The sequence below is a fragment of the Actinomycetospora chibensis genome (genome assembly GCF_028737215.1).
GTDB lineage: Bacteria > Actinomycetota > Actinomycetes > Mycobacteriales > Pseudonocardiaceae > Actinomycetospora > Actinomycetospora chibensis.
In genome coordinates this window covers 57,939-83,394 of sequence record NZ_JAQZAM010000018.1, presented here as the reverse complement: position 1 = coordinate 83,394, position 25,456 = coordinate 57,939, and the positions used below count along the sequence as shown (strand labels likewise).

General features: G+C 73.3%; 26 protein-coding genes. 11 read left to right on the top strand and 15 right to left on the bottom strand.

From position 1 onward, the window contains the following. Positions 1–4 precede the first annotated feature (4 nt). Genes PH189_RS24300 through PH189_RS24290 form a run of 3 tightly spaced genes read right to left on the bottom strand, consistent with a single transcriptional unit; the run spans position 5 to position 3,126 of the window. Positions 5–988, bottom strand: coding sequence for an alpha/beta hydrolase (locus PH189_RS24300; RefSeq protein ID WP_274191422.1), 984 nt, complete (start codon positions 986–988; stop codon positions 5–7). Then, positions 985–1,881 (bottom strand): fumarylacetoacetate hydrolase family protein, encoded by an 897-nt coding sequence (locus PH189_RS24295; RefSeq protein ID WP_274191421.1) that lies wholly within the window; start codon positions 1,879–1,881, stop codon positions 985–987. Before PH189_RS24295 ends, PH189_RS24300 begins: the two co-directional genes overlap by 4 nt. A 12-nt stretch (positions 1,882–1,893) precedes the next feature. After that, the gene (locus PH189_RS24290) at positions 1,894–3,126 is read right to left on the bottom strand and encodes an acyl-CoA dehydrogenase family protein (RefSeq protein WP_274191420.1); all 1,233 of its coding nucleotides are present in this window, start codon (positions 3,124–3,126) and stop codon (positions 1,894–1,896) included. Between the two features lie 99 nt (positions 3,127–3,225). On the opposite strand from PH189_RS24290, the gene PH189_RS24285 reads away from it, so the two are divergent. Further along, positions 3,226–3,969 carry a GntR family transcriptional regulator gene (locus PH189_RS24285; RefSeq protein WP_274191419.1) on the top strand — a complete coding sequence of 248 codons (744 nt, stop codon included), beginning with the start codon at positions 3,226–3,228 and terminating at the stop codon, positions 3,967–3,969. Between the two features lie 164 nt (positions 3,970–4,133). Then, entirely contained in the window at positions 4,134–4,433 is a 300-nt protein-coding gene (locus tag PH189_RS24280; RefSeq protein ID WP_274191418.1) for a DUF3040 domain-containing protein, read from the top strand. Positions 4,434–4,440: 7 nt separating this feature from the next. On the opposite strand, the gene PH189_RS24275 is transcribed toward PH189_RS24280, so the two are convergent. Beyond that, positions 4,441–4,788, bottom strand: a complete 348-nt coding sequence (locus PH189_RS24275) for a bifunctional 3-phenylpropionate/cinnamic acid dioxygenase ferredoxin subunit (protein WP_274191417.1) — start codon at positions 4,786–4,788, stop codon at positions 4,441–4,443. 172 nt (positions 4,789–4,960) lie between these two features. Here PH189_RS24275 and PH189_RS24270 point away from each other — a divergent pair, with 172 nt between their 5' ends. Next, positions 4,961–6,391 carry an MFS transporter gene (locus PH189_RS24270; RefSeq protein ID WP_274191416.1) on the top strand — a complete coding sequence of 477 codons (1,431 nt, stop codon included), beginning with the start codon at positions 4,961–4,963 and terminating at the stop codon, positions 6,389–6,391. Between the two features lie 19 nt (positions 6,392–6,410). Here the strand turns inward: PH189_RS24270 and PH189_RS24265 are convergent, their stop codons facing one another. Continuing rightward, a complete protein-coding gene (locus tag PH189_RS24265) occupies positions 6,411–7,598 on the bottom strand; it encodes an NAD(P)/FAD-dependent oxidoreductase (RefSeq protein ID WP_274191415.1) in 1,188 nt (395 codons plus the stop codon). Between the two features lie 431 nt (positions 7,599–8,029). Between PH189_RS24265 and PH189_RS24260 the strand changes: the two genes are divergently transcribed. The 3 genes from PH189_RS24260 to PH189_RS24250 all read left to right on the top strand — a co-directional run bounded on the left by PH189_RS24260 (position 8,030) and on the right by PH189_RS24250 (position 10,317). Then, positions 8,030–9,169: an aromatic ring-hydroxylating oxygenase subunit alpha gene (locus tag PH189_RS24260; protein WP_274191414.1), complete on the top strand. Its 1,140-nt coding sequence runs from the start codon at positions 8,030–8,032 to the stop codon at positions 9,167–9,169. A 41-nt stretch (positions 9,170–9,210) separates the two neighbouring features. Beyond that, on the top strand, positions 9,211–9,417 hold the full coding sequence (locus tag PH189_RS24255; protein ID WP_274191413.1) for a hypothetical protein: 207 nt from the start codon (positions 9,211–9,213) through the stop codon (positions 9,415–9,417). A 102-nt stretch (positions 9,418–9,519) separates the two neighbouring features. Further along, positions 9,520–10,317 (top strand): IclR family transcriptional regulator, encoded by a 798-nt coding sequence (locus PH189_RS24250; RefSeq protein ID WP_274191412.1) that lies wholly within the window; start codon positions 9,520–9,522, stop codon positions 10,315–10,317. An 8-nt stretch (positions 10,318–10,325) separates the two neighbouring features. On the opposite strand, the gene purU is transcribed toward PH189_RS24250, so the two are convergent. Next, on the bottom strand, positions 10,326–11,168 hold the full coding sequence (gene purU / locus PH189_RS24245; RefSeq protein ID WP_274191411.1) for a formyltetrahydrofolate deformylase: 843 nt from the start codon (positions 11,166–11,168) through the stop codon (positions 10,326–10,328). 23 nt (positions 11,169–11,191) lie between these two features. Beyond that, positions 11,192–12,556 carry an L-serine ammonia-lyase gene (locus tag PH189_RS24240; RefSeq protein ID WP_274191410.1) on the bottom strand — a complete coding sequence of 455 codons (1,365 nt, stop codon included), beginning with the start codon at positions 12,554–12,556 and terminating at the stop codon, positions 11,192–11,194. 100 nt (positions 12,557–12,656) lie between these two features. Here PH189_RS24240 and PH189_RS24235 point away from each other — a divergent pair, with 100 nt between their 5' ends. Beyond that, positions 12,657–13,331 carry a GntR family transcriptional regulator gene (locus tag PH189_RS24235; protein WP_274191409.1) on the top strand — a complete coding sequence of 225 codons (675 nt, stop codon included), beginning with the start codon at positions 12,657–12,659 and terminating at the stop codon, positions 13,329–13,331. Positions 13,332–13,363: 32 nt separating this feature from the next. On the opposite strand, the gene PH189_RS24230 is transcribed toward PH189_RS24235, so the two are convergent. The 7 genes from PH189_RS24230 to glyA are packed head-to-tail and all read right to left on the bottom strand — an operon-like array spanning position 13,364 to position 22,681. Next, on the bottom strand, positions 13,364–13,876 hold the full coding sequence (locus PH189_RS24230; RefSeq protein ID WP_274191408.1) for a cyclodeaminase/cyclohydrolase family protein: 513 nt from the start codon (positions 13,874–13,876) through the stop codon (positions 13,364–13,366). 33 nt (positions 13,877–13,909) lie between these two features. Then, on the bottom strand, positions 13,910–16,387 hold the full coding sequence (locus PH189_RS24225; protein WP_274191407.1) for a GcvT family protein: 2,478 nt from the start codon (positions 16,385–16,387) through the stop codon (positions 13,910–13,912). Positions 16,388–16,418: 31 nt separating this feature from the next. Continuing rightward, complete coding sequence (locus PH189_RS24220; RefSeq protein ID WP_274191406.1) at positions 16,419–17,030, bottom strand: sarcosine oxidase subunit gamma; 612 nt, start codon at positions 17,028–17,030, stop codon at positions 16,419–16,421. Further along, positions 17,023–19,806, bottom strand: a complete 2,784-nt coding sequence (locus PH189_RS24215) for an FAD-dependent oxidoreductase (RefSeq protein ID WP_274191405.1) — start codon at positions 19,804–19,806, stop codon at positions 17,023–17,025. Before PH189_RS24215 ends, PH189_RS24220 begins: the two co-directional genes overlap by 8 nt. Further along, positions 19,803–20,102 (bottom strand): sarcosine oxidase subunit delta, encoded by a 300-nt coding sequence (locus PH189_RS24210; RefSeq protein ID WP_274191404.1) that lies wholly within the window; start codon positions 20,100–20,102, stop codon positions 19,803–19,805. The genes PH189_RS24215 and PH189_RS24210 overlap by 4 nt, the downstream gene beginning before the upstream one ends. A gap of 9 nt (positions 20,103–20,111) precedes the next feature. Beyond that, complete coding sequence (locus tag PH189_RS24205) at positions 20,112–21,380, bottom strand: sarcosine oxidase subunit beta family protein (RefSeq protein ID WP_274191403.1); 1,269 nt, start codon at positions 21,378–21,380, stop codon at positions 20,112–20,114. After that, a complete protein-coding gene (gene glyA, locus PH189_RS24200) occupies positions 21,377–22,681 on the bottom strand; it encodes a serine hydroxymethyltransferase (RefSeq protein ID WP_274191402.1) in 1,305 nt (434 codons plus the stop codon). Before glyA ends, PH189_RS24205 begins: the two co-directional genes overlap by 4 nt. A gap of 111 nt (positions 22,682–22,792) precedes the next feature. Here glyA and PH189_RS24195 point away from each other — a divergent pair, with 111 nt between their 5' ends. Further along, positions 22,793–23,068 (top strand): hypothetical protein, encoded by a 276-nt coding sequence (locus PH189_RS24195; RefSeq protein WP_274191401.1) that lies wholly within the window; start codon positions 22,793–22,795, stop codon positions 23,066–23,068. 27 nt (positions 23,069–23,095) lie between these two features. Here PH189_RS24195 and PH189_RS24190 read toward each other — a convergent pair whose 3' ends face one another. Next, positions 23,096–23,482, bottom strand: a complete 387-nt coding sequence (locus PH189_RS24190) for an ATP-binding protein (RefSeq protein ID WP_274191400.1) — start codon at positions 23,480–23,482, stop codon at positions 23,096–23,098. A 102-nt stretch (positions 23,483–23,584) separates the two neighbouring features. On the opposite strand from PH189_RS24190, the gene PH189_RS24185 reads away from it, so the two are divergent. The 3 genes from PH189_RS24185 (at position 23,585) to PH189_RS24175 (ending at position 25,454) form a co-directional block, all read left to right on the top strand. Then, the gene (locus PH189_RS24185) at positions 23,585–23,731 is read left to right on the top strand and encodes a hypothetical protein (protein ID WP_274191399.1); all 147 of its coding nucleotides are present in this window, start codon (positions 23,585–23,587) and stop codon (positions 23,729–23,731) included. Continuing rightward, positions 23,728–24,909 carry an MFS transporter gene (locus PH189_RS24180; RefSeq protein ID WP_274191398.1) on the top strand — a complete coding sequence of 394 codons (1,182 nt, stop codon included), beginning with the start codon at positions 23,728–23,730 and terminating at the stop codon, positions 24,907–24,909. The genes PH189_RS24185 and PH189_RS24180 overlap by 4 nt, the downstream gene beginning before the upstream one ends. Positions 24,910–25,043: 134 nt before the next feature. Then, a complete protein-coding gene (locus tag PH189_RS24175; RefSeq protein WP_274191397.1) occupies positions 25,044–25,454 on the top strand; it encodes a hypothetical protein in 411 nt (136 codons plus the stop codon). Positions 25,455–25,456 lie beyond the last annotated feature (2 nt).

Sequence of the window (25,456 nt, the reverse complement as noted above, 5' to 3'; positions counted from 1 at the left end):
TCTCCTATCGGTCGAGGGTCGTGACGAAGTCGAGGACGACCCCGACGTACTGCTGGGGCAGGTGCTCGTGCATCGAGTGCGGCGCGTCCGGGAACGAGCGGTAGTCGATCCGCCCGCCGGCGGCGGCGACGATCTCCTGGGCCCGTCGGGCCTGGTCGTCGGACGCCGCCCCGACGAGGCGGCCCGTCGCGGCGTCGACGGTGCGGAAGTGGTGCGTGAGCAGGACCGGCACGCGGACCTGCTCGAGCATCGTCACGTGGTCGCACGACGCGGTGGCGGTGCCGGAGACGAACGCCCGTCCCCACTCCGGGTCGTACTCGCGCAGGTTCTGCGGCACGCCGTCGGCGGGGCCCGCGTCGGGATCAGCCCCGGGGTCCGGCGGGATCATCGCGGCGAGGTTGACCAGCATCGGCATCGGGATCTCGGTCGGCATCGCGCGCATGAGCCCCGCCCAGTCACCGATCGACCACTGGTCGCCGAGCCACTTGTTCCACGCCGCGAAGATCGGGCCGATGGCCTGGTGGATGCTCTGCCCGATCGCGGGTGCGGTCTGGGACGAGAACAGCGGCGGGTCCTCCCAGACCGCGGCCCGGATCTGGCCGGGCTTCGCGTACGCCGAGAGCCAGGCCGAGAGGACCCCGCCGGAGGACATCCCGCTGACCAGCGTCTCCCGTCCGATCACCAGGTCGATGAAGCGGACGAGGTCGTTGCCGAAGTTGTCGATCGTGTAGCGGCCGGGGGTCCACGTCGACCGGCCCTGCCCGCGCAGGTCGACGGCGTACACACGGAAGTGCTCGGCGAGCAGCGGCATGGCCGCCTCGTAGCCCCACCACGACTCGGACTGGCCGGGGATCAGCAGCAGCGCGGGCAGCGACGGGTCGCCGGCGACGGCGTAGTTCATCCGGACCTCGCCGAGGTCCACGGTCTGCTCCGGGAACGCGTGCGGGACGAAGGTCGCCGCACGGTCCGCGGCCTCGAGGACGGTCACGCCAGGCTCCCACTCGGGTTCTCGGCCGCCACGAAGCGGTGCTGCATCTGACCGATCCCGGCGCACCACGTGACGAGCTCATCGCCGTCTCCGAGGTAGCGCGGCGGGGTCCGCCCGGCGCCGATCCCCGCCGGGGTGCCGGTGAAGACGACGTCGCCGGGCAGCAGGGTGACGATCGCCGAGAGCTCGGCGACCAGGTCCGGGACCGAGAAGATCATCGCCCCGGTGCGTCCCTTCTGGACGCTCTCGCCGTTGACGAGGCAACCCAGCTCCAGGTCGTCGGGGTCGAGACCGGCACCGCGGAGCTCGTCGACGCTCACGAGGGCCGGGCCCACCGGCGCGAACCCGGGGTACGACTTGCCCATCCCGAACTGCGGGGGCGGGGCGGCGAACTGGGTGATGCGGTCGGAGATGTCCTGGCCGACGGTCAGCCCGGCGACGTGGTCCCACCCGTGCGCCGCCGGGATGTGGCGACCTGCCCTGCCGATGACGGCGACGAGCTCGACCTCCCAGTCGACGTTGCCGGGCGAGAGCCGGATGTCGCCCTGCGGGCCGGTGAAGCTCGACGCGTACTTGGTGAACACCAGCGGCGTGGTCGGCAGCTCCATGCCCGACTCGGCGGCGTGGTCGCGGTAGTTCAGGCCGACCGCGAAGACCTGCGGCGGACGCGGGGCGACCGGTCCGAGGGCGCCCGCCCCGAGGGGGACGGCGGCGGCGAGGTCCGCCGACGCGGCCCAGTCCCGGAACTCCGCCCACCGGTCGTAGACGGCCTGCGGGTCGGCGGCGAAGCGGCCGTCGCTGGCGCGCTCCACGTCGAGACCGCGCAGACCGCCCGACGACTCGGCGTCGGGCTCCACCAGGGCCAGCCGGCCCGCGTGATTGGCGATGCGCACGAGGTTCCTCTCCTAGACCAGGGCCGTGACGCCGTCGGTGAGACCGAGCAGGGCCCGGCCGTAGACCTCCGAGGAGATCGCCGGGCTGATGACCGCGTGGCGGGACGCGACCTCGGAGTCGCGCCAGATCCGCTGCATCGGGCTGACCTCGGCGAACGAGCCGGCCCCGTGCGCCGAGACCAGCGTGCGGATCGCCTCGCGGGCGTTCTCGATGGCGGCGCCGGTGTCCATCCGGACGCGCGCCCGGGCGGCGTAGTCGGGGTAGACGCCGTCGGCGGCGGCCTGGTCGATGTCGGCCGCCGCGCGGTAGGCGAACAGGTGCGCCGCGTCGATGAGCGAGGCCGCCTTCGCCACCGCGAGCTGCACGGTCGGCGCCTCGGTCTGCGTGTCGTAGAACGTGTAGGAGATGCCGCGCTTCGGCGCCTTCTCGAGCACCAGGTCCAGGGCCGCCTGGGCCAGGCCGAGCTGGGGGCCGGCGAGCACGATCGCGGCGACCGGGATGAACGGCGACCGGTAGAGCGCCTCGCCGGTGTGCTCGGTGGCGTAGCGCCCGCCGATCGCGGCGGGGATCGAGATCACGCGGTGCTCCGGCACCAGGATGTCGCGCGCGACCAGGGTGTTCGAGCCGGTGCCGCGCATGCCGGCGACGAACCACGTGTCCTCGATCGTCAGATCGGTCATGGGCACCAGCGCCAGGCCCTGGTCGACGACCTCGCCGTGCTCGTCCGGCACCGGGAACCCGACCACGGCCCACTGCGCGTGCAGGCAGCCCGACGCCCAGCCCCAGGAGCCCGTCAGCCGGTAGCCGCCGTCCACCCGGGTCGCCTCCGCCGTCGGCGCGAGCACCCCGGCGATGCGGTTGCCGGGCGAGCCCTCGAGCACGTCACGCTGCGCCTGGTCGGGGAAGAGGCCCGCGAAGAACGCGCAGACGTTCATGAGCGTCGTCGCCCAGGCGGTCGAGCCGCAGCCGCGGGCGAGCTCGCGGGACACCTCGAGTTTCGTGCGGATGTCGGTCTCGAGCCCGCCGAGCCGCCTCGGCCGCATGATCGAGAAGAGGCCGGCCTCGTCGATCAGGGCGATGTTCTCCTCGACCACCCGCCGCTCGGCCTCGGTGCGGGGCGCGTTGCGGGCGAGCACGGGGACGATCTCGCGGGCCCGCCCCACCAGCTCCGCCCGCAGTGCACGCGCCTCGTCCGAGGTCCCGGGACGGTCGAGGGAGCAGCCGGGCGTGGGCGGCGAGGACATGGGCACCTCCGGGTCGGTGGTCACGGCGACGTGACGCGGGCCATCACGGACGCTAGGCCGCTAACTTATAAGATGTCAATCTGCGCTACGCTGCTCGCCGTGACGGTGGACGGGGTCCGGGACGTGCATTCGGGCGTGCGGTCGGTGGCGGCGCGCAAGGCGTCGGCAGTGGACCTCGTGCTGCACGAGATCCGCCGCTCGATCCTGTCCGGGGCGCTGCCGCCGGGTCAGCCGTTCACGGTGCCCGCCCTCACCGAACGCCTCGGCGTCAGCCACGTCCCGGTCCGCGAGGCCCTGCGCCAGCTCGAGGCCCAGGGGCTGGTCACCCTGAGCCCCTCGCGCAGCGCGACGGTCACCCCGCTCGACCCCGACGACCTGCGCGCGCTCTACCGGCTGCGCATGACCGTCGAGCCCGAGCTCGCCGCGCTGTCGGCCCCGCACCGCACCGACGCCGAGGTGGCCGAGCTCGACGGGATGGTCCGCGCGACGTTCGGCGACGTCCTCGGCGAGGCGTTCTGGGAGCCGCACCGCTCGTTCCACGCCGCGATGATCGAGCCCGCCGCGAGCGACTGGGACCGGCGCATGCTCGCCCCGCTCTGGGATGCCTCGGAGCGCTACACGCGCCTGGTGTTCGACCCCGTCGAGGCGCCCGAGTCGTTCGCGACCCGTCGCGCCCACGCCCACGACGAGCTCGTCGATGCCGCCCGGTCCCGCGATCCGGAGACCGTCCGCGCCGCCGTGCGCGAGCATCTGGAGAACAACCTCACGACGATGCTCGACGAGATGAGCACGATCGACATCTCACGCCGGCGGCTCTGGAGCGGTCGCGACGCCACCGCCTGAGACGGGCACGGCCGAGGTGCGAGCGGGGACGGGCCGTACGAGGCGAACCAGACAGTGGGACTGCGGCGCCGGCCCATCGAACGGGCCGCGGCCGGCGCACGAACACCTCTCCCGACGGCCGGCGATCCCAGGCGGCCGGAGATTCCTGGGGGAGGGACCCCGCGATGCTCGACGACGACGAACGCACGGTGCTCGAGGAGACCGAACGGGCGCTGGCCCGCGACGATCCCTCCCTGGCGCGCCGGATGCGCCGGCCCGGTGCCCGTCGCGCCCGGGCGGCGCGCCACCGGTCCGTCGTCGTGCTCGTGACCGTGGCGCTGGTCGTCGGGCTCTTCTGGCTCGCACTCCCCGGTCAGGCCCTGCTCGTGGTGATGGTGGGCGTCGGCGCCCTGGTCGGCCTGGGCTGGCGCCCCCGGCTCGACCGGATCACCACGGCGCTGCGGCCCGAGCGCCGCGAGCCGTGACGGCGGTCTACGCCGCGGTCGCCTGCTGCGCGGGCTCGGCGGCGGCCTCCACCGTCACCGCCTCCTCGACATAGGCGACGCCCTCGACCACGTGCACCGGATGGGTGCGCACCGGCTTCTTCGCCGGCGGGCCACTCGGGCGACCGGTGCGCAGGTCGAAGCACGCCGCGTGCAGCGGGCACTCGACCGCACAGCCCTCGAGCCAGCCGTCGGACAACGACGCGTCCTGGTGGGTGCACGTGTCGTCGATGGCATAGAGATCGCCGTCCACGTTGAAGACCGCGATGGCCACCGAGCCCTGCACCCGCACCGACTCCCCCTCGGGGATGTCGGCCAGCTCCGCCACGTAGATCATGTCGAGCTCCTGTTGCGCTCTGCGCATCGAGTCCTGTAATTCGCAACACTAGCGTGAAGCTTCGGAAGTCGCCCGTCAACCTCCCTGGCCGACGTCACCACGAGATGTGTCGTGCCGAGCATCCAACATTGATATTCCACTGATATTTCGAGCACGCTACGATGGCCGCCCCATGACCTCGCAGCGACCGCCCCCGGGCCACGGTGTCGCCCGGGCCGTCGAGGGCGAGCACACCCTGCGGCGCGCGACGGCCGCCGCGGCGATCGGCAACGTCGCCGAGTGGTACGACTTCGGGATCTACTCCTACCTGACCGGGGCGGTCCTGAGCAGGGTGTTCTTCCCCGAGGCGGGCCCCTGGGCCACCGTGTACACGCTCGGCGCCTTCGCTGCGGCGTTCCTGATGCGCCCGCTCGGGGGCCTGGTCCTCGGCCCGCTGGGCGACCGCATCGGACGCACCCGCGTGCTGTCGATGACGGTGCTCCTCATGGCGGTGGCGACCGTGCTGCTCGGGCTCGTCCCGACGCACGGGGCCCTCGGCGCGGCGGCCCCCGTGCTCGTGCTGGCGATCCGCATGCTGCAGGGGTTCTCGGCGGGCGGGGAGTACACCGGCGCGCTCACGATGATCGCCGAGTACTCCCCGGACTCCCGTCGCGGAGTGTTCGGGAGCCGGCTGGAGTTCGGCACCATCACCGGCTACACGCTCGGCGCAGGCGTGAGCGCGGCCGTGATCGGCCTTCTTCCCGACGACGACCTCCTCGCCTGGGGCTGGCGGCTGCCGTTCCTGCTGGCGCTGCCCCTCGGGGTCGTCGGCATCTACCTGCGCCTGCGCCTCGAGGACACCCCGGCCTTCCGGCAGCTCATGGAGCGCTCCCCCGCGCTGGCGACGATGCCGCTGCGACGCGCCCTCGACATCCTCGTCCGCCGCCACCGCCGGGCGCTCGCCGTGGCCGGGGGCCTCATCGTGGCCTGGAACATCGCCAACTACGTGATGACCAGCTACGTGCCGACCTACCTCACCAGCACCCTGGCCGAGCACGGTGGGACGGGCGCGGGGACGGCCACGTCGACGCTGCTGCAGGTGATCGTCATGGTCGCGATGCTCGCGGTGATCACCTCACTGGGCCGGCTCTCCGACCGCATCGGACGCCGGCCGGTCCTGTTCGCCGGGAGCCTCTCGCTGGTCGTCCTCGGGCTGCCGTCGGTCTGGCTGCTGCGCCAGGGCCTCGGCGGCCAGCTCGCGGGCCTCGTCCTCATGGGGGCGAGCCTCGTGTGCTTCGCCGCGGTCGCCCCGTCGACGCTCCCGGCGATGTTCCCGACGCTCGTGCGCTACGGCGGCCTGGCCCTGACGTTCACCATCTCCGTCTCGGTGTTCGCCGGCACTGCGCCGACCGTCATCGCCGCAGCGACGACGGCCACCGGGAACCTCGACTGGCCGGGCTACTACCTCGTGGCGGCGGGCGCGATCGGCGTGGTCAGCGTGGCGTTCCTGAGGGAGTCCGCCGGTCGGCCGCTCGCGGGGGCCGCGCCGCTCACCTCGAGCGCCGAGCTGCCGCCGCCACCGGTGTCGGCGGACGGCGTGCCCCTGGAGCGCCCGGGCGAGTGACCCACTCCGGGATGGCCCCCTACGCGGGACGCCGGAGCTCGGTGCGGCGGAAGCGCCCGAAGATGCGCGGGTTGCCCATCCCGAAGATCCCGGTCGTCGTCCCGGTGCCGTCGGTGTAGCGCGCGACGAACCGGCCGTCGGCGACGTCGCCGTCGACGATCTCGATCTCGTCGTCGACCGACGGGTGCCCGGCGAGCTGCAGCATCCGCCCGTACTGCTCGGACCACACGTAGCCGCTGGGTCGGAAGGTCGCGCTGCCGCGCCCACCGAGCAGGTTGGCCACCGCGACGGCGGCCTGCTCCCCCGCGCTGGTCCAGTGCTCGTGGCGGTGGGTGCCCGCCTCGGCCCCGTCGGTCCACCGGGCGACGTCGCCGACGGCGACGACGGTCGGGAGGTCGGTGACCAGGCCCGCGTCGGTACGGACACCGCGGTCCAGCCTGACGCCCGAGCCCTCCAGCCACCCGGTGTTCGGGACGATCCCGATGCCCACCACCACGATGTCGGCCTTCACCGTGCTGCCGTCGCCCAGCTCGACGCCGACGACCCGCCGGCCCTCGCCGCTCGGGACCGTCGCCAGACCCGCGACGGCGGCACCGACCTGCAGGGACGTCCCGTGCGCGGCATGCAGGTCGACGCAGCTGCGGGCGATGCGGCGGCCGAGAGCGGGCGCCAGGGGCAGATCGGTGCCGTCGAGGACGGTCACCTCGAGGCCGAGCCCGCGGCACGTCGACGCCACCTCGGCGCCGATGAAGCCGGCCCCGACGATGGCCACCCGAGGGTCGCCGTCGCGCAGGGCCGCCCGGAGCGCGACGGCGTCGTCGAGCGTGCGCAGGACGTGCACGCCCTCGACGCCCTCGGTGCCCGGCAGGCGGCGGGCCCGTCCGCCGGTGGCGAGCACGACGCCGTCGGCGCGGACGTCGGAGCCGTCCGCGAGCACGACACGTCCGCCCGCGGCGTCGAGCCGGGACGCCGTGACACCGAGCCGCAGCTCCAGCGCCAGCTCGTCGTCGTCGGCCGGGTCGAGCAGGCCGATGGCGTCCTCGTCGACGCTGCCGTCGAGGAACCCCTTCGACAGCGGCGGCCGGTCATAGGGGCGGTGCACGTCGTCGCCGACGAGCACCAGCCGTCCGTCGTAGCCCGCGGCGCGCAGGGCCTCGGCGGACCGGACCCCGGCGACGGACCCTCCCACGATCGCGATGGTCTTCATGCGGCCTCCTGGTCGGCCTGCGGTACTGGGGGTGGCGCGCGGATCGCGCGCGCGTGTCCTCACGCCCCCGCGTGGCCGTCGGGCCCGGGGTCGGGAGGTCTCGGGGGACGGGCCGGTCGGGCGTCGTCGCTGACGACCGGTGAGCGAACACCCACGGGCTGGAGTGCGTTGCGAGATGAGAAACACGGTGCTCATCTCGCAACAGTTGACGGTGGGAGAGACGGAACCGCCTGTCAAGAGGTGATCCGCCCGAGATCCACCGGCCGACCGGACGACGTCACCGGCGCGGACCCTTGACAACACGACGCGGCGATCGGACCGTGTGTGTTGCGTACTGCGAACCACGTTGTTCTATACGCAACACTGAGGCAACACACCCGCCACTGGCGCCGTCGCCCCGCCCCTGCTGCACTCCGAGGAGCACGGATTCAATGACCACTGGAGAGATGGCGCCGACGGTGTCGGGGCTGCCGGCGAGCCTGCGGGGCACGCTGCCGGGCCGGTACTACACCGACCCGACGATCTTCGCGGCCGAGCAGGCCCTGATCTTCGAGACGCACTGGTTCTGCGCGGTGCTCGCTGCCGACATCCCGGCCCCCGGCGCCTTCGAGACCGTCCAGGTGGCCCGCGAGAGCGTCATCATCGCCCGCGGACGCGACGGCGCGGTCCACGCCTACCTCAACGTCTGTCGCCACCGCGGCGCACGGCTGTGCACCGAGGAGAAGGGCGCCGTCCGTCGGTCCTTCCAGTGCCCGTACCACGCGTGGACCTACAGCCTGGACGGCAAGCTCATCGCCGCGCCCAACATCGGTGACATGCCCGACGTCGACCGTGTCGAATTCGGCCTGAACCGCGTCCACGTGCGCGAGTGGCTCGGCTACGTCTGGCTGTGCCTGGCCGACGAGCCGCCGTCCTTCGAGGACACGGTGATCGCCGACGTCGGCGAGCGGCTGGGCTCCCCCGACGCGATCGTCGGCTACCAGGTGGCGGACCTGAAGTTGGGGCGGCGCATCTCCTACGACGTCGCGGCGAACTGGAAGCAGATCGTCGAGAACTTCATGGAGTGCTACCACTGCGCGACGATCCACCCGGAGCTCACCGAGGTCCTCCCGGAGTTCGCCGAGGGCCTCGCCTCGCAGTACTTCGTCGGTCACGGCGCCGCATTCGGCGACGACGTCGCAGGCTTCACCGTCGACGGCTCGGAAGGCCTCGATCGCATTCCCGGCATCGCCGAGGACCAGGACCGCCGCTATTACGCCATCACCGTCCGGCCCCAGGTCTTCATCAATCTCGTTCCCGACCACGTCGTGTTCCACCGCATGTTCCCGCTCTCGCCCACGCGCACCCTCGTGCGCTGCGACTGGCTCTACCTCCCCGAGGTGGTCGACGCGGGCGCCGACATCGAGCGCTCGGTGGAGCTCTTCCACCGCGTCAACCAGCAGGACTTCGCCGCCTGCGAGCGCTGCCAGGTGGCGATGGACTCCCGCGCCTACGCGCGTGGCGGCGTGCTCGTCCCGAGCGAGCACCACATCGGCGAGTTCCACGACTGGGTCCAGAAGAAGATCGACTGACCGTTCACCGTCCTGACCAGCACCGACACGAGGACCACACCATGCACCCTGTCTCCCCCGGGAGCCCCTCCGACGACGCCGACCCGCTCGCGACCACGGCGGGCCCGGCGCGCTACCGCGACGCGTTCGCCGTGGCCGACGAGCTCGCCGTGCACGGCAGCGACTGCGTCTGCCCGACCTGCGCCGGCCGTCTCACCGGACTCCTGAGCGATCTCGCGCGGGCCATCCGGCGCGACTCGACCGACTGAACACATTTCCCGGGATTCCGCCGCGAAATGCGGGGAGAGGTCGGCCCGCACACGGACGAATGCGGTGACGGAGCTCCACCTACTGTCAGGTAGCATATGATGATGTCTGCGACGCGGGGACCGGAGGAATCCACGGAGAAGGCATCCTCGGTCCAATCGGTCGACCGCGCGATCTCGATCCTGGAACTCGTGGCCACCCGCGGCGAGGTCGGGATCACCGAGATCGCCGAGGAGCTCGACGTCCACAAGTCGACGGCGTCGCGTCTCGTCGCCGCGCTGCAGCACCGCAACCTGCTCGAGCAGCTCTCCGAGCGGGGGAAGTACACGCTGAGCTTCGGCATCGTGCGGCTCGCGGCGGCCACCACCGCCCGCCTCGACGTGGCGCGGCTCGGCCAGCCGATCTGCCAGCGCCTCGCGGAGAGCCTGGGCGAGACCGTCAACATCGCCGTCCACGACGGTGAGGCCGGCATCACGGTCGCCCAGGAGGACGGCACGGCCGCCATCACCTCGCAGAACTGGGTGGGCCGTCGGACGCCCCTGCACGCCTCGTCCGCGGGCAAGGTGCTGCTCGCGTGGATGACCGAGGACGAGCGGCGTCAGGTGCTGCGCAAGAAGCTCACCCGGTTCACCGACGACACCATCGTCACCGCGTCCGACCTGCGCGCCGAGCTCGCCCGGGTGCTCGACGAGGGCCACGCCCGCTCGTTCGAGGAGCTCGAGGTCGGGATGCACGCCGTCGGGGTGCCGGTCTTCTCCTTCGACGGCACCGTCGGCTCGGCCCTGAGCGCCACCGGCCCGGCCTACCGGCTCCCGCGCCGCCGGGCCCGCGCGATCGTCGGCGAGCTCCGCGAGGGCGCGGCCGAGCTGTCGGCGAAGCTCGGGTACCGGGGCGAGACCTAGCGGTACCCCTAGCGGAACACCACCGTGCGGTGCCCGTCCACGAGCACCCGCCGCTGGCAGTGCCAGCGCACGGCCCGCGAGAGCGCCAGCGCCTCGGCGTCGCGCCCGACGGTCTGCAGCGCCTCGGGGTCGTAGGAGTGGTCGATGCGGACCACCTCCTGCTCGATGATCGGCCCCTCGTCGAGGTCCGGGGTGACGTAGTGCGCGGTGGCGCCGACGAGCTTCACGCCGCGGTCGTAGGCCTGGTGGTAGGGCTTCGCGCCCACGAAGCCGGGCAGGAACGAGTGGTGGATGTTGATCGCCCGCCCGCGCAGGGCCACGCAGGTCAGGTCGGACAGGATCTGCATGTAGCGGGCGAGCACCACGAGCTCGACGTCGAGGTCGTCGACGAGCGCGAGCAGCTCGGCCTCGGCGTCCGCCTTCGTCGCCGGGGTGACGGGTACGTGGAAGAACGGCAGGCCGGCGGACTCGGCCATGGCGCGGAGGTCCTCGTGGTTGGAGACGACGCCCACCAGCTCGGCGTCGAGGCTGCCGGTGCGCCAGCGGAAGATCAGGTCGTTCAGGCAGTGGCCCGAGCGCGACACCATGACCAGCACCCGCACGTCGCGGCGCGGGTGGAACGCGTACTCCATGCCGAAGGCGGCCGCGACGTCGGCGAAGCCCGCGGCCAGGGTGTCGAGCTCGGTGTCGGTCGACGCCCGGGTGCGCATGAACAGGCGCCCGCTCACGGGGTCGTCGAACTGCTGGTGCTCGACGATGTCGCAGCCGTAGGTGCCGAGGTGGCTGCTCACGGCCTGCACGATCCCGGCCCGGTTGGGGCAGCTCAGGGTCAGGACGAACGGATCGGTCACGGGGGTCCTCGCTCGGTTCGGGATCAGCACTCGATGACGTTGAGAGCCAGCCCGCCGCGGGCGGTCTCCTTGTACTTCACCGACATGTCGGCGCCGGTCTCCCGCATGGTCTTGATCGCCTTGTCGAGCGAGACGTGGTGGACACCGTCGCCGCGCCGGGCCATCCGCGCGGCCGTGATGGCCTTGACCGACGCGACGGCGTTGCGCTCGATGCAGGGGATCTGGACCAGGCCGCCGACCGGGTCGCAGGTCAGGCCCAGGTTGTGCTCGATCCCGATCTCGGCGGCGTTCTCGACCTGCTCGGGAGAACAGCCGAGGAGCTCGGCGAACCCGGCCGCGGCCATCGAGCACGCCGAGCCGACCTCACCCTGGCACCCGACCTCGGCGCCGGAGATCGACGCGTTCCTCTTGAACAGCAGCCCGATCGCGCCGGCGGTGAGCAGGAAGCGCACGACGGCGTCGTCGTCGAACCCGCGGACGGTGCTCGCCGCGTGGTGCAGGACCGCGGGCACGATGCCGGCCGCGCCGTTGGTGGGGGCGGTGACCACCCGGCCGCCGGCGGCGTTCTCCTCGTTGACGGCCAGGGCGTGGAGGGTGACGCGGTCCATCGGCTCCGCGGCGTCGACCTCCTCGTCGAGGTGACGCCGCAACTCGGGGGCGCGCCGGCGCACGCGCAGGCCCCCGGGCAGCACCCCGCCCGTGGTCGTCCCGCGCTCGACGCACGCGCGCATGACCGACCAGAGGTGCAGCAGGCCCGCGCGGGTCTCCTGCTCCGGGCGCCACACGGCCTCGTTCGCGAGCATCACGTCGCTGATCCGCAGGCCGTGCTCCCGTGCACGGGCGACCAGTTCGTCCGCGGAGCCGAAGGGGTGCGGTACGGGCGTCGGGTCCTCGCGGAGCACGGGCTCGCCCGTCTCGTCCTCGTCGAGGACGAAGCCGCCGCCGACCGAGTAGTACTCGCGGCGGTCGACGGGACGGCCCTCGGCGTCGAGGGCGAGGAACACCATGCCGTTGCTGTGGAAGGACAGCCGGCCCCGGCGGTGGAGCACGACGTCGTCGTCGACCGAGAACGCCACGGTGTGCTTGCCGCCGAGAGCGAGCCGCCCGCCGGACCGCACGGCTGCCACGATCGGTTCCGCCTCCACCGGGTCGACGAGGTGGGGCTGCTCGCCGGACAGGCCGAGGACGACGGCGGGGACGCTGCCGTGGCCGTGCCCGGTGGCGCCCAGGGAGCCGAACAGCTCGCAGCGCACCGAGGCCACACGCTCGAGGAGGCCGGTGTCGTGCAGCCGCGAGACGAACAGGAAGGCGGCGCGCATCGGCCCGACGGTGTGTGAGCTGGAGGGGCCGATCCCGACCTTGAACAGGTCGAACACCGAGATGGCCATGGAGCACCCCTGACACATCGCAGGGCGGTTGAGGTAGGACTAGTATATCAGTTATGGCGCCAACCCAGAAGAGTTGCTCCGTCTGTTGTAGGCTCCGCCCGTGAGCGTCCTCAGCGATGAGCAGGAGACCGGTCCGCCCCTGTCGCTCTCCGAGCGCGCCTACGCGGCGATCCAGGACAAATTGATCATGCTGGAGATCCCTCCGATGGCGCCGATCGACGAGGTCGCCCTGGTGGAGTCGCTGGAGGTGGGGCGCACGCCGGTGCGCGAGGCGCTCAAGCGCCTCGAGGTCGACCGGCTGGTGGTCTCCTACCCCCGGCGCGGGACGTTCGCCACGGCCGTCGACATCACGGACCTGGCCTACATCTCCGACATCCGCGTGCAGCTCGAGCCGCTGGCGGCGCGCCGCGCGGCCGAGAACGCCGCGACGTCCCCCGCGCTGCGCGCGGAGCTCGAGGACCTGGCCGACGCCACCGACGCGCTCGACATCCCGGAGCTGACCCGCGACGAGCTGATGCGCTGGGACCTGCGGGTGCACCGCTCGATCTACCGCGCGGCGGGCAACCCGCACCTCGAGGACACCCTCGTGCGCTACGACAACCTGGCCACCCGGATCTTCTGCATCTTCCTCGACCGCATGTCCGACTTCGTCTCCCACGTCGAGGAGCACGCGGGCCTGCTCCGCGCGATCGCCGAGGGCGACGCCGACGGCGCGGCCCGCAAGGCCCGCCACCACGTGCAGGGCTTCGAGAAGGCGATCAGGGCTGTCATCTAGGGCCGTCATCTGACCCGACCCACGCACGTGGGTCACCGCAGGATCTGCTCCCGCACGACGGCGGTGAGCTTCGCGGCGCGCAGGACGAGGTCGTCGACGGGCTCGATCGCCGTGAGGAGCCGCTCCCGCTCGTCGGAATCGGTGATCCCGACGAGGTCCACCTCGACGTCGACCCGGGCCGTGCCCGTCGCGGCGCGCACCGCCTCGGCCGCCGCCGCGAGATCGGCGACGGCCGTGCGGCGCGCCACCGGGCGGATCGCCTCCGCCAGGGCCAGGACCTGCGCGGCCACGGCGATGACCTCGGTCGAGAACCGTCCCGGTCCCGCGGGCCCGGTGCCCTCGGCGTCGGCGGCGGCCAGGGCCAGCGCGGTCTCGCGCAGCGCATCGGCCCGCTCCGGTGAGGACACGACCCCGCTGTCGCGCGCGACCTTGGCGACGAGCGCCGCGCCCTGGGCCACGCACAGCGCGGCACCGGTCCGACCACCCGGAGCGGGGCTCCGGGCGGCCAGGGACTCCAGGAAGTGCTCGACCGTCTCAGTGCGCACTCGACGCCTCTCTGACGAAGGACCCGCCGGGGATCAGCGCCGGATGCGCGCCATCTCCGGGTCGACGAGCGGCTCGGCGGCCACCGTCGCGCGGACGGGTTGCCCGAAATACTCGATCGACACCGAGGTGCCGACCTCCAGCCCGGCGGGCAACCAGGCGTAGGCCACGGGACGGCCGATGGTGTGCCCGAACGCCGCCGACGTGACGTAGCCGGCGGGGACGCCGTCGACGAGCACCGGCTCGTGGCCGACGACCACGCTGCGCCCGTCGTCGATGGTCAGGCAGGTCAGGGAGCGGGTCGGCGCGGAGCGGCCCTCCAGGGCGGCACGACCGACGAAGTCGCCCTTCGTCCGCGGCCGCACCGCGAAGTCGACCCCGGCCTCGTAGGGGTCGTGCTCGCTGGTCATGTCCGTGCCCCAGCTGCGGTAGCCCTTCTCGAGGCGCAGGCTGTTGAAGGCCGCCCGGCCCGCGGCCACGACGCCCAGCGGCTGCCCGGCCCGCCACAGGACGTCCCAGAGCCGCTGCCCGTACTCCGCGGTCGTGTAGATCTCCCAGCCGAGCTCGCCGACGTACGACAGGCGCATCGCGATCACCGGGACGCCCGCGATCTGCCCCCGCACGCAGCGGAAGTACTTGAGCCCCTCGTGCGAGAGGTCGGTCGAGGTCAGCGGCTGCACGAGGTCGCGGGCGAGCGGGCCCCAGACGCCGACGCAGCAGGTGCCGCCGGTGATGTCCCGGACGACGACGTCGTCCTCGACGGCCGCCGCCGTCTGCAGGTGGTGGACGTCGAGCGGCCCGTTGGCGCCGACCTGGAAGAGCTCCGGGCCCAGGCGGGCGACGGTGAGGTCGCTGCGGATACCGCCGGCCTCGTCGAGCGCGAGGGTGTAGGTGACGGCGCCGACGGACTTGTCCATCTTCCCCGTGGTGAGCCGGTCGAGGAACGCCAGCGCGCCGGCGCCGGACACCTCGATGCGGGTCAGCGGGGTCATGTCGTACATCGCCACGGCGGTGCGTGTCCGCCACGCCTCGGCCGCGACGATCGGCGAGTCGAACATCCCCGACCAGGGGTCGCGGGCCACCGGTGCCCACTCGGGCGGCAGGTCCGCGACGAGCGGGGCGTTGGCCTCGTACCAGTGCGGGCGCTCCCAGCCGTGGGACTCGAGGAACACCGCCCCGAGCTCGGACTGACGCGCGTGGAACGGGCTCACGCGCAGGTCGCGGGGCGCGAGCCGCGGCTGGAGCGGGTGCACGATGTCGTAGATCTCGACGAAGTTCTGCTGCGCGGTGGCCGAGACGTAGTCGTCGGCGGTCTGGAACTCCTCGAACCGGTGCACCGAGCAGCCGTGCAGGTCGATCTCACTGCGCCCGTCGATCAGGAGCTGGGCGACGCTGCGGGCGACCCCGGCGGAGTGGGTCACCCACACCGCCTCGGCGATCCAGAAGCCCGCGACGTCCGTCGACTCCCCGATCAGCGGCCCGCCGTCCGGGGTGAACGAGAAGATGCCGTTGAAGCCGGTGTCGATCTTGGTGTCCCGCAGCGACGGCAGCAGCAGCCGGCTCTGCTCCCACTGGGCCGCGAAGTCGTCCTCGGTGAACGGCAGCATCGAGGGCTGGCGCGCCTCGCTGACGTCGTCGACCTCGGGCAGCTCGTGCAGCGACACCGGCATCGGACGGTGGGCGTAGGAGCCGATGCCGATGCGGTCGTTGTGCTCGCGGTAGTACAGGTCCTGGTCCTGGTGACGCAGGATCGGCAGCCGCGCCTCGCTCGCCTCGTCGCCCAGCCCGACGAGCTCGGGCACCTGGCCGGTGAACACGTACTGGTGCGCCAGCGGCAGCAGCGGCACGCGCATGCCGACCATGTCGCCGATCGCCTGCCCCCAGAAGCCGGCGCAGGAGACGACGACGTCGGCCGGGACCTCGCCGTGGTCGGTCTGCACGCCGGTGACGCGCCCGCCGTACCGGGAGATGCCGGTGACCCGCGTGGAGCCGCGGAACACCGCCCCGCGGGCCTCCGCGCGCCGCATCAGCGCCGTCACCGCGCGGGCGGCCTTGGCCAGCCCGTCGGTGGGGGTGTGGAGACCCCCGAGGATGCGCTCGGGGTCGATCAGCGGGTGCCGGCGGACGCACTCGTCGACGTCGACGACCTCGGCGGGGATGCCCCGGGCGGTGGCCCAGCCCTGCTTGCGGTGCAGGTCGGCCAGGCGCTCGGCGGTGGTGGCGACCTCGAGCCCACCGACCTGGTTGAAGCACCAGGCGCCGTCCCCTCCCCCGAGAACACTGCCCAGGGCGAGGAACTTCTCGACCGTGTACGACGCGAACGCGCTCATCGTCCGCGAGGCGTTGGTCTGGAACACCAGGCCGGGGGCGTGGGACGTCGAGCCGCCGGTGAGCGGCAGCGGTCCCTGGTCGAGGACGGTCACGTCGGTCCAGCCGCGCTCGGTGAGCTCGTCGGCGACGTTCGCGCCGACGATCCCGGCTCCGATGACGACGACGCGGGGGGTGGTGCTCATGGCGTCTCTTTTCGAGGGTCGTGTCGAGGTCTCAGGTGGGGCGGCGGAACTCCTGCGCGGCGTCGACGAGCCAGTCGACGACGTAGCCCGCGAAGGAGGGACGGACGAACAGCTGCAGGTCGTCGTCGCCCCGTGTGTCGACCCCGTGCGCGACGAGCAGGACGCCCGCCTGGCCCAGCAGGGTCTGGGCGCAGCGCCCGCGCGGGAACGACGCGGGGCGCAGGTCGATCGCGCACCCGGAGGCGAGCAGCCGGCGGGCCGAGGCGCCCCGCACCCGCACCGTCGTGCGCTGCGCGGACACGTCGACGGCCGTGCCGCCGAACTCCGCGGCGGCCTCGTCGAGGCCGAACTCCCAGTCCTCGGGCCGGGCCGCCGTGCTCGTCAGGAGCCACTCGTCGGGTCCGAGGCGCAGCGCCTGCCCGGCGACGAGCTCGGTCCACGTGTCGGGTTGCGCCGGCAGCGGACCGCCGGCCACGTCCGCGACGGCGGCGGGCCCGGGGTCGGCGGGGTCGAGCCGCAGGTCGACGGCCGCGACCGGCGTCTCGAGCTCGAGGGCCACGCCGTCGAGCTCCGCGGAGAGCTCCGTCAGCTGCGTGCGCCGCGCCTCGAGGGGGTGTCGAACGAGCATGGAGGTGTCAGCCATCGCGGCGCGCTCCTTCGGGGTCGACCAGCACGGTCTCGCCGATCAGTGCGGCCACCAGCTCGCCCGCGACGGGGACGCCGACGACCTCGCCGATGCGCTCCCGCCCGCCCTTGACCAGGGCGAGCGCGAACGGGCGGTCGAGGGCGGCGCTGTGGTAGCTCGAGGTGACGTGCCCGAGCATCGGGACGGGCGGCGCGGGCAGCCGTCCGTCGTCGGCGAATCGCACGATCTGCGAGCCCTCGGGCAGCTTCGTCGCGGCGTCGGTCGGCAGGAGCGACACGAGCTGCTTGCGCCGCGGATCCTGGTTCTGGGCGCGGCTGAAGGAGCGCCGGCCGACGAAGTCGGGCTTCTTCTTCGACACCGCCCAGGCCATGCCGAGGTCGTGCGGGGAGACCGTGCCGTCGGTGTCCTGCCCGATGATCGGGTAGCCCTTCTCGGCCCGCAGGACGTGCATCGTCTCGGTGCCGTAGGGCGTGATCCCGTGGGCGCGGCCGGCCTCGAGCAGGCGCGCCCACACCGCCGCCGCGTACCAGGCGCTGACGCTGACCTCGAAGGCCAGCTCGCCCGAGAACGAGATGCGGGCGACGCGCACGGGCACCCCGTCGAGGGCGGTGTCCTGCCAGGTCATGAAGCCGAAGGTCCCGTTCGAGACGTCCAGATCGGCGAAGACCGCGCCCACCACGTCACGGGAGCGGGGACCCGCCACCGCGACGATCGACCACTGCTCGGTGACCGAGGTCAGCCGCACCCGCAGCTCCGGCCACTCGGTCTGGAGCCACTCCTCCATCCAGTCGAGGACGGCGGCGGCGTTGCCGGTGGTGGTGGTGACGAGGAAGCGGTCGTCGGCCAGGCGCAGGACGGTGCCGTCGTCGAAGACCATGCCGTCGTTGCCGCACATGACGCCGTAGCGCACGCGTCCGACCTTGAGGCTCGACATCATGTTCGTGTAGAGCCGGTCGAGCAGGACCGCCGCGTCGGGCCCCCGCACGTCGATCTTGCCGAGCGTCGAGGCGTCCATGATGCCGACCGAGGTCCGCACCGCGGCGCACTCGCGCAGCACTGCGTCGGTCATGTTCTCCCCGGGATGCGGGTAGTGCCCCGCGCGCTTCCACTGGCCGACGTCCTCGAACTCCGCGCCGGCCGCGACGTGCCAGTCGTGGATCGGGGTCGTGCGCACGGGGTCGAAGAGGTCGCCGCGCTCCCGCCCGGCCAGCGCGGCGAACGCGACCGGCGTGTAGGGCGGCCGGAACGTGGTCGTCCCGAGGTCCTCGACGGGCAGGCCCAGGAGCTCGGCGGTGATGCCGGAGGCGATCACGCCGGAGGTCTTGCCCTGGTCGTGGGCGGTGCCGATCGTCGTGTAGCGCTTCACGTGCTCCACCGACGTCATGCCGGCGCCGACGGCACGGGCGATGTCGGCCACCGTGGCGTCGCGCTGGATGTCGACGAACTGGCGGGCCGGGTCGCCCTCGGTGCGCCAGAGCACTGCCGTCGGGTCGCGGGGCTCGTCGTCCGCGTGGGGCGCGTCATCAGCACCACCGGCCCCGCCCGCCCGGCGCAGGATGTCCGCCAGGCCGAAGGTGCCGTCGGCGGCGCCGATCACCTCGACGCCCGGGCGGGGCGCGGCGGGCCGGAAGGCGCCCAGCGACGGGTCGTAGGCGAGACGGCCGCCGACGTGACTGAACAGGTGCGCGGTGGGGTTCCAGCCGCCGCTGGTGAGCAGCAGGTCGCAGGGGACCTCGCGGCGCTCCGGGCCGACGAGGGCGGCGGTGATGCGGTCGGGTCCCCGGGTGCCGTGGACGTGGGTGTTCGCCGTGACGGCGATGCCGCGGTCCGCGCAGCGCCGGGACCAGACCGCGGGAGCCGTCGGCCGGGCGTCGAGCACCTGGACCGTGGCGCCGGCGTCGTGGAGGTCGACCGCGGCGGCGTAGGCGGCGTCGTCGCTGGTGAAGACGACGACCTCGCGGCCGGCGAGCACGCCGTAGCGGTGCAGGAAGTCCCGCGCCGACGCGGCGAGCATGATGCCGGGCCGGTCGTTGTCCTCGAGCACGATGGGCCGCTCGACCGCGCCGGCCGCGACCACGATCCGACCCGCGCGGATGCGGTGCACGCGCTGGCGCGAGCGCCGCGCGAGGCCGCCGTCGTCGGTGTGGGAGGTCCGCCGCTCGAGGGCGAGCACGAAGCCGTCGTCGTAGTGCCCGAACGCCGTGGTGCGCTGGAGGTGCGTGACGTTCGGCGATGCCCTGAGCTCGGCGACGATCTCGTCGACGACCTCCAGGGAGGGACGGCCGTCGATCGTCTCGGTGCCGGTGAGGGTGCCACCGGCGGTCGGTCGGTCGTCGACGAGGACGACGTCCTCGCCGCGACGGGCCGCGGTGCGGGCGGCGACGAGACCGGCCGGGCCGGCGCCGATCACCAGGACGTCGCCGTGGGTGTGCAGGCGGTCGTAGCGGGCGAGGTCGGGGATCTCGGAGAGCCGGCCCTGCCCGTTCACGCCACGGGCGACGAGTCCGTCGGTGGCCTCGAGGGTGGTGGCCAGCAGCATCGGCTCCGGGAACGGCTCCTCGACCTGCACGAGGCCCGTCGGGTCCTCCGTCCACGAGGCGCCGATGCCGCGGGGCCGTCCCAGCTTGACGCCGGTGTTGGCCGGACGGGCGTCGTGGGCGAGCAGCACCGAGGCCAGCGAGTCGCCGGGGTGCCCCGTGTAGGCGGCGCCGTCCACGGTGACCGTGACGTGGCGGCTGCGGTCGATCCGGCCGTAGCCCTCGATCCGGCTCATGGGGTGGCCTCCGGGAGGACGGACGGGCGCGCGGTCGTGGCGGAGAGGGGCCCGACGGAGAGGAACTCGTAGGTCCGGGTGTCGCGGACGGCACCGAACCAGCGGCGGCATCCGGCGCTGTGGACCCAGCGCTCGGCGAAGGGGCCCTTCGGGTTGTCGCGGAAGAACACGAACCGGGCCCACTGCTCGTCGGACAGCGACGCGGGGTCGGCCGGGTAGGCCACGGCGGCCTGGCCGCCGTAGGAGAACTCGATCTCCTCGCGTTGGCCGCACCAGGGGCAGGCGATGAGCTGCATCGAGGTCTCCTAATGGGCCACGGCGGCGGCGCCGTGCTCGTCGACGAGGGCCCCGGTGACGAAGCGGTCGAGGCCGAAGGGCGCGATGAGCGGGTGGGGACGGCCGTGAGCGACGGTGTCGGCGAACGCCGCGCCCAGGCCCGGGGTGGCCTTGAAGCCGCCGGTGCCCCAGCCGCAGTTGAGGAAGACGTTCGCGTAGGGCGTGGACCCGACGATCGGGCTCGCGTCCGGGGTGACGTCGACGACGCCGGCCCAGCTGCGCAGCAGGTGGGCCCGGGCGAACACCGGGAACAGCTCGACGGCGGCCGCCATCTGGCGCTCGATGATGTGGAACGCGCCGCGCTGGCCGTAGCCGTTGTAGGAGTCGACGCCGGCGCCCATCACCAGCTCGCCCTTGTGGGCCTGGGAGACGTAGACGTGCACGGCGTTCGACATGACGATCGTCGGGTGCACGGGCTCGAGGAGCTCGGAGACCAGGGCCTGCAGGGGGTGCGACTGCAGAGGCGCGGGCACGCCGAGCATGTCCAGCAGGACCGAGGTGTGGCCCGCCGCGCACAGCGCGACGGTGCCGGCGGCGATGTCGCCGCGCGTCGTCCGCACGCCGGTGACGCGGTCGCCGCCCGGTCCTCCCGTCACGAAGCCCGAGACCTCGCAGTTCTCGATGATGTCGATGCCGGCCTCGCTGGACCGCCGGGCGAAGCCCCAGGCGACGTAGTCGTGCTTCGCGATCCCCGCGCGGGCCTGGAACGTCGCGCCCTGCACCGGGTAGCGGATGTCGCCCGAGACGTTGACGATCGGGCAGACCTTCGCGACCTCGTCGGGCTCGAGCCACTCGGCGTCGATCCCGTTGAGCTTGTTGGCCTCGACGCGGCGCACCGAGTCGCGCACGTCCTGCTCGGTGTGCGCGAGGTTGAGCACCCCGCGCTGGCTGAACAGGATCGGGTAGCCGAGGTCCTCCTCGAGGCCCTCCCAGAGCTTGAGCGCGTGCTCGTAGATGCCGGCCGACTCGTCCAGGAGGTAGTTCGAGCGGATCAGCGTGGTGTTGCGGGCCATGTTCCCGCCGGCCAGCCAGCCCTTCTCGAGCACGGCGACGTTCGTGATCCCGAGCTTGGCGAGGTAGTGGGCGGTGGCCAGGCCGTGCCCGCCGCCGCCGACGATAACGACGTCGTAGGACCTCTTCGGCTCCGCGCTGCGCCAGAGGGACTCGGGGTGCTCGGGCAGGTCGGCGCCCGGCGGGGTGGGCGCGGTCGTGGGTGCGGTCGTGCCTGCGTGCGTCATGCCGGCAGCTCCGGGTAGAGGGGGTGGCGGTCGGCGAGGGCGGCGACGCGGTCGGCGAGGGCGTCCAGCTCGGACTCCGTCACCTGCGGTCGCAGGGCCCGGGCGACGACGTCGGCGACGGCGGCGAAGTCCCCGTCGCCGAAGCCGCGGGCCGCGAGGGCGGCGGTGCCGATGCGGACGCCGGAGCTGACCATCGGCGGGCGGGGGTCGAAGGGCACCGCGTTGCGGTTGACGGTGATGCCGACGCGGTGCAGACGGTCCTCGGCCTGCTTCCCGTCGAGGTCGGAGTCGCGCAGGTCGACCAGGACCAGGTGGACGTCGGTGCCGCCGGAGACGACGCCGATGCCGTCCTCGGCCACCAGGCGCTCCGCGAGCAGGCGGGCACCGGCGAGCGTGCGCACCTGGCGCTCGCGGAACTCGGGCTCTGCGGCGAGCTTGAACGCGACGGCCTTCGCGGCGATGACGTGCTCGAGCGGCCCGCCCTGCTGGCCCGGGAAGACGCTGGAGTTCAGCTTCTTGGCGAGCTCCCGGGTGCCCGCCAGGATGACCCCGCCCCGGGGGCCGCCGAGGGTCTTGTGGGTCGTCGAGGTGACGACGTGGGCGTGCGGCACCGGCGAGGGGTGCAGGCCCGCGGCGACGAGGCCGGCGAAGTGGGCCATGTCGACCATGAGCCAGGCGCCGACCGCGTCGGCGATGCGGCGGAACTCCGCGAAGTCCTGCTGCCGCGGGTAGGCCGACCAGCCGGCGATGATCAGTGCCGGGCGGCGCTCGTGGGCGAGCCGGGAGACCTCGGCCATGTCGACGCGGTGGTCGTCGGGGCGCACGTGGTAGGCGGCGACGTCGTAGAGGCGCCCCGAGAAGTTCAGGTGCATCCCGTGCGTGAGGTGGCCGCCGTGCGCCAGGTCCAGGCCGAGGATCGTGTCGCCGGGCGTCAGCAGCGCGGCCATGACCGCGGCGTTGGCCTGGGCCCCGGAGTGCGGCTGGACGTTGGCGTACTCGGCCCCGAACAGCGCCTTGAGCCGGTCGATCGCGAGCTGCTCGACGACGTCGACGTGCTCGCAGCCGCCGTAGTAGCGCCGACCCGGGTAGCCCTCGGCGTACTTGTTGGTCAGGACCGAGCCCTGAGCCTCCATCACCGCCCGGGGCGCGAAGTTCTCGCTCGCGATCATCTCGAGCGTCCGGTGCTGGCGGCTCCGCTCGTCGGCGATCCGGGCGTGCACCTCGGGGTCCGCCGCCGCGAGCGACCGGTCGAGGACCGACGCGACGGGCATCCGACCCTCGCGGGCGATTGTGACCGACATTCGCGATCCTCATCGTAGCCAATTGATATATCTGGCGGCGCTGACTGTAGACACAGAAGGTCGGCAGGGTCAACACTCGTGCCGTCTTCAGCGACAGGACGGAGGTCAGGGATGACGACGGAGACGTCAGGGGATCCGGGGGTCACCTCCGGGAACGCGGCCGGGAGCGCCGCCGACTGGTGGGAGGCCGGCTTCGAGATGGGCCGCCTCGACCAGCAGCTCGCCGCACGGGTGCTGGCCGACCGCGTCGGGCTGACCATCCGGCGGGTGAACCGCGGCGGCGCCGAGGTGATCGCTCGGCGGCGCGGCTATGCGCTGCACGTCCAGGAGGTCGACGAGCCCGGGGCCCTGTGGGCGGAGTTCTGGCCGGTCGACGAGCGCCCCTGAGGGCTGTTCCCGCCGGTCAGGAGCCGGTCAGGGCGAGCCCAGCTCGAACCAGACCCGCTTGCCCCCGTCGCGCTCCTCGCTGCCCCACCGGTCGGCCAGCTCCGCGACGATCTGCATACCGCGGCCCCGCGGGGCGCTGTGGTCGAGCTCCCGGACCACCGGGCGGATGGTCGAGCCGTCGGCGAGGCCGACCCGCAGCCACCCGTCGGAGGCGGTGACGTCGAGCTCGAGGACGACGTCGGTGCCGGCGTGGTCCACGGCGTTGGACACGAGCTCGTTGACGAGGATCGTCGCGTCGACGTGCCGCGCCCCGTCGAGCGCCCACGCGCCGAAGAGCTCCCCGAGCAGGCGGCGGGCCATGCCCGGGGCGTGCGGCGAGGGCGGGAACTCGAACGACGCGCGGAACGTCCCCACAGCCGTGTCCTCCCGGGTGCCGGTGTCTCGACGCGCATCAGTGTCCCGCGCTCCCGGGCGGGGATGGCGCCGGGTCCGTGGCACGGGCGAGGATCGTCGGCGATGACCATCCACGGGTCCCACCGGGGCGCCTCCCGCGCGCGTGTCGAGGGCGGGCGCCTCGTCGAGGCCGTCCCGTTCGAGATCGCGCGCGTCGCGGGCCGGGTCCCCGTCCGCGACCCCCACGCGCCGCTGGTGATGGCGCCGTGACACGCGCCGCCGCGGGCCTCGCTCCCTCCCGCGCCCTGTGGGTCGTGGTGTTCGTCGTCGCCTACGGGACGAACGTGCCGACCCCCCTGCTGCTGGTCTACCGGGACACGCTCGGGCTCGGTCCCACCGCCCTCACCGCGGCCTTCGGGGTCTACGCCGCGGGGCTCATCCCGGCGCTGCTGCTGTCGGGGCCGGCGTCCGACCGCCTCGGACGGCGGGCGGTCGTGGTGCCGTTCGTCGTGCTCGCGGGCCTCGTCTCGCTGCTGTTCCTCGGGGCCGCGTCGTCGGTGGCGGTGCTGTTCCTCGGACGGTTCCTCCAGGGCGCCGTGTCCGGGGTGGTGTTCAGCGTCGGGACGGCGTGGCTGGGCGAGCTGATCGGCGAGCCGGGGCGCTCGGCGCGGCTCACGACGGTCGCGCTCGCCGCGGGCTGGGCGCTCGGCCCGCTGTTCTCGGGGCTGCTGGCGCAGTGGGCGCCCGCCCCGACGGTGCTGCCGTACCTGCTGCACGTCGTGCTCATGATCGGCGCGATCGCCCTGCTGCGCGGCATCCCCGACACCCTCCCGCCGGACCGTCGGCGCGACGGCGGTCCCGTCGTGAACCTCGGGGTGCCGCCGGACGCGCGCCGGCCGTTCGCGCTGGTCGTCGTGCCGGTCGCGGTCGGGGTGTTCGCCTTCCCGTCCACCGCGGTCACGCTGCTGCCGCTGCTGCTCACCCCGCAGATGCCGTCGATCGCCGTGGCCGTCACCGGCCTGGTGGCGGGTCTGACCCTGGCGACGGGCGCGCTCGTGCCGCCTCTGGCCCGGCGCCTCGGGGCGGAGCGGGCGGGCCCGGTGGGGCTGGGGACCGGCGCGCTCGGGCTCGGGATCGCCCTCCTCGGGGTCGCGCTGGCGGCGTGGCCGCTGCTCGTCCCCGTGGCGCTGCTGCTCGGTGTGGGCTACGGGCTGTGCCTGGCGTCGGGACTGACGACGGTCGCGCGGCTGGCGGCCCCGAGCGAGCGCGGCGCGCTCACCGGCACCTTCTACGCCTGCGCGTACCTCGGCTTCGGGGTGCCCTACCTGCTCTCGGCCCTCGCCGGCGCCGGCGGTCTCGCCGGCCCGCTCGCCGGGCTGGCGGTCGTCTCGGCGGGGGCGGCGCTGCTGCTCGGCCTGCCCGGAGCGCGGCGGCTCGTGACGCCCTGACCTGCGCGGTCCGACCTGCACCCTCTGACCTGCGCCGCCGTCCCTCCTGCCCCTGGGTCCGGCGCCCGAACTGTGGTAACCAGTTCCGTCACCGCACCGTGCACCGCGCACGGTCCCCGGGCAGGGAGACGGACATGTCCCACGCTGCGCACCCGGCGCGTCCCGCCAGCGGCTCGTCCCGCTCGGTCATGGTGTGGCGGCTGCTCAGCGCCCTCGCCCTGCTGGCGATGGGCGGCATCCACCTCTACCTGGTGCTCACGAGCACGGGCGGCGTGCTGGGCATGCTGTTCGTCCTCAACGCGATCGGCGGCCTCGTGCTGGCCATCGGGATCACCGTGCTGCAGGGACGGCTCCTGCAGGTGGCCACGGTGCTGGGCCTGCTGTTCATGGCCGGCACGCTGGCCGCGCTGGTGATCGCCCTGACCGTCGGGCTCTTCGGGATCGAGTCCAGCCTGGACTACGCCCTGGCGCCGACCACACTCGTCGTCGAGTCGGCCGGCACGATCGTCCTCCTGATCACCACCGTGCTCGTCCTGCGCCGCTGACG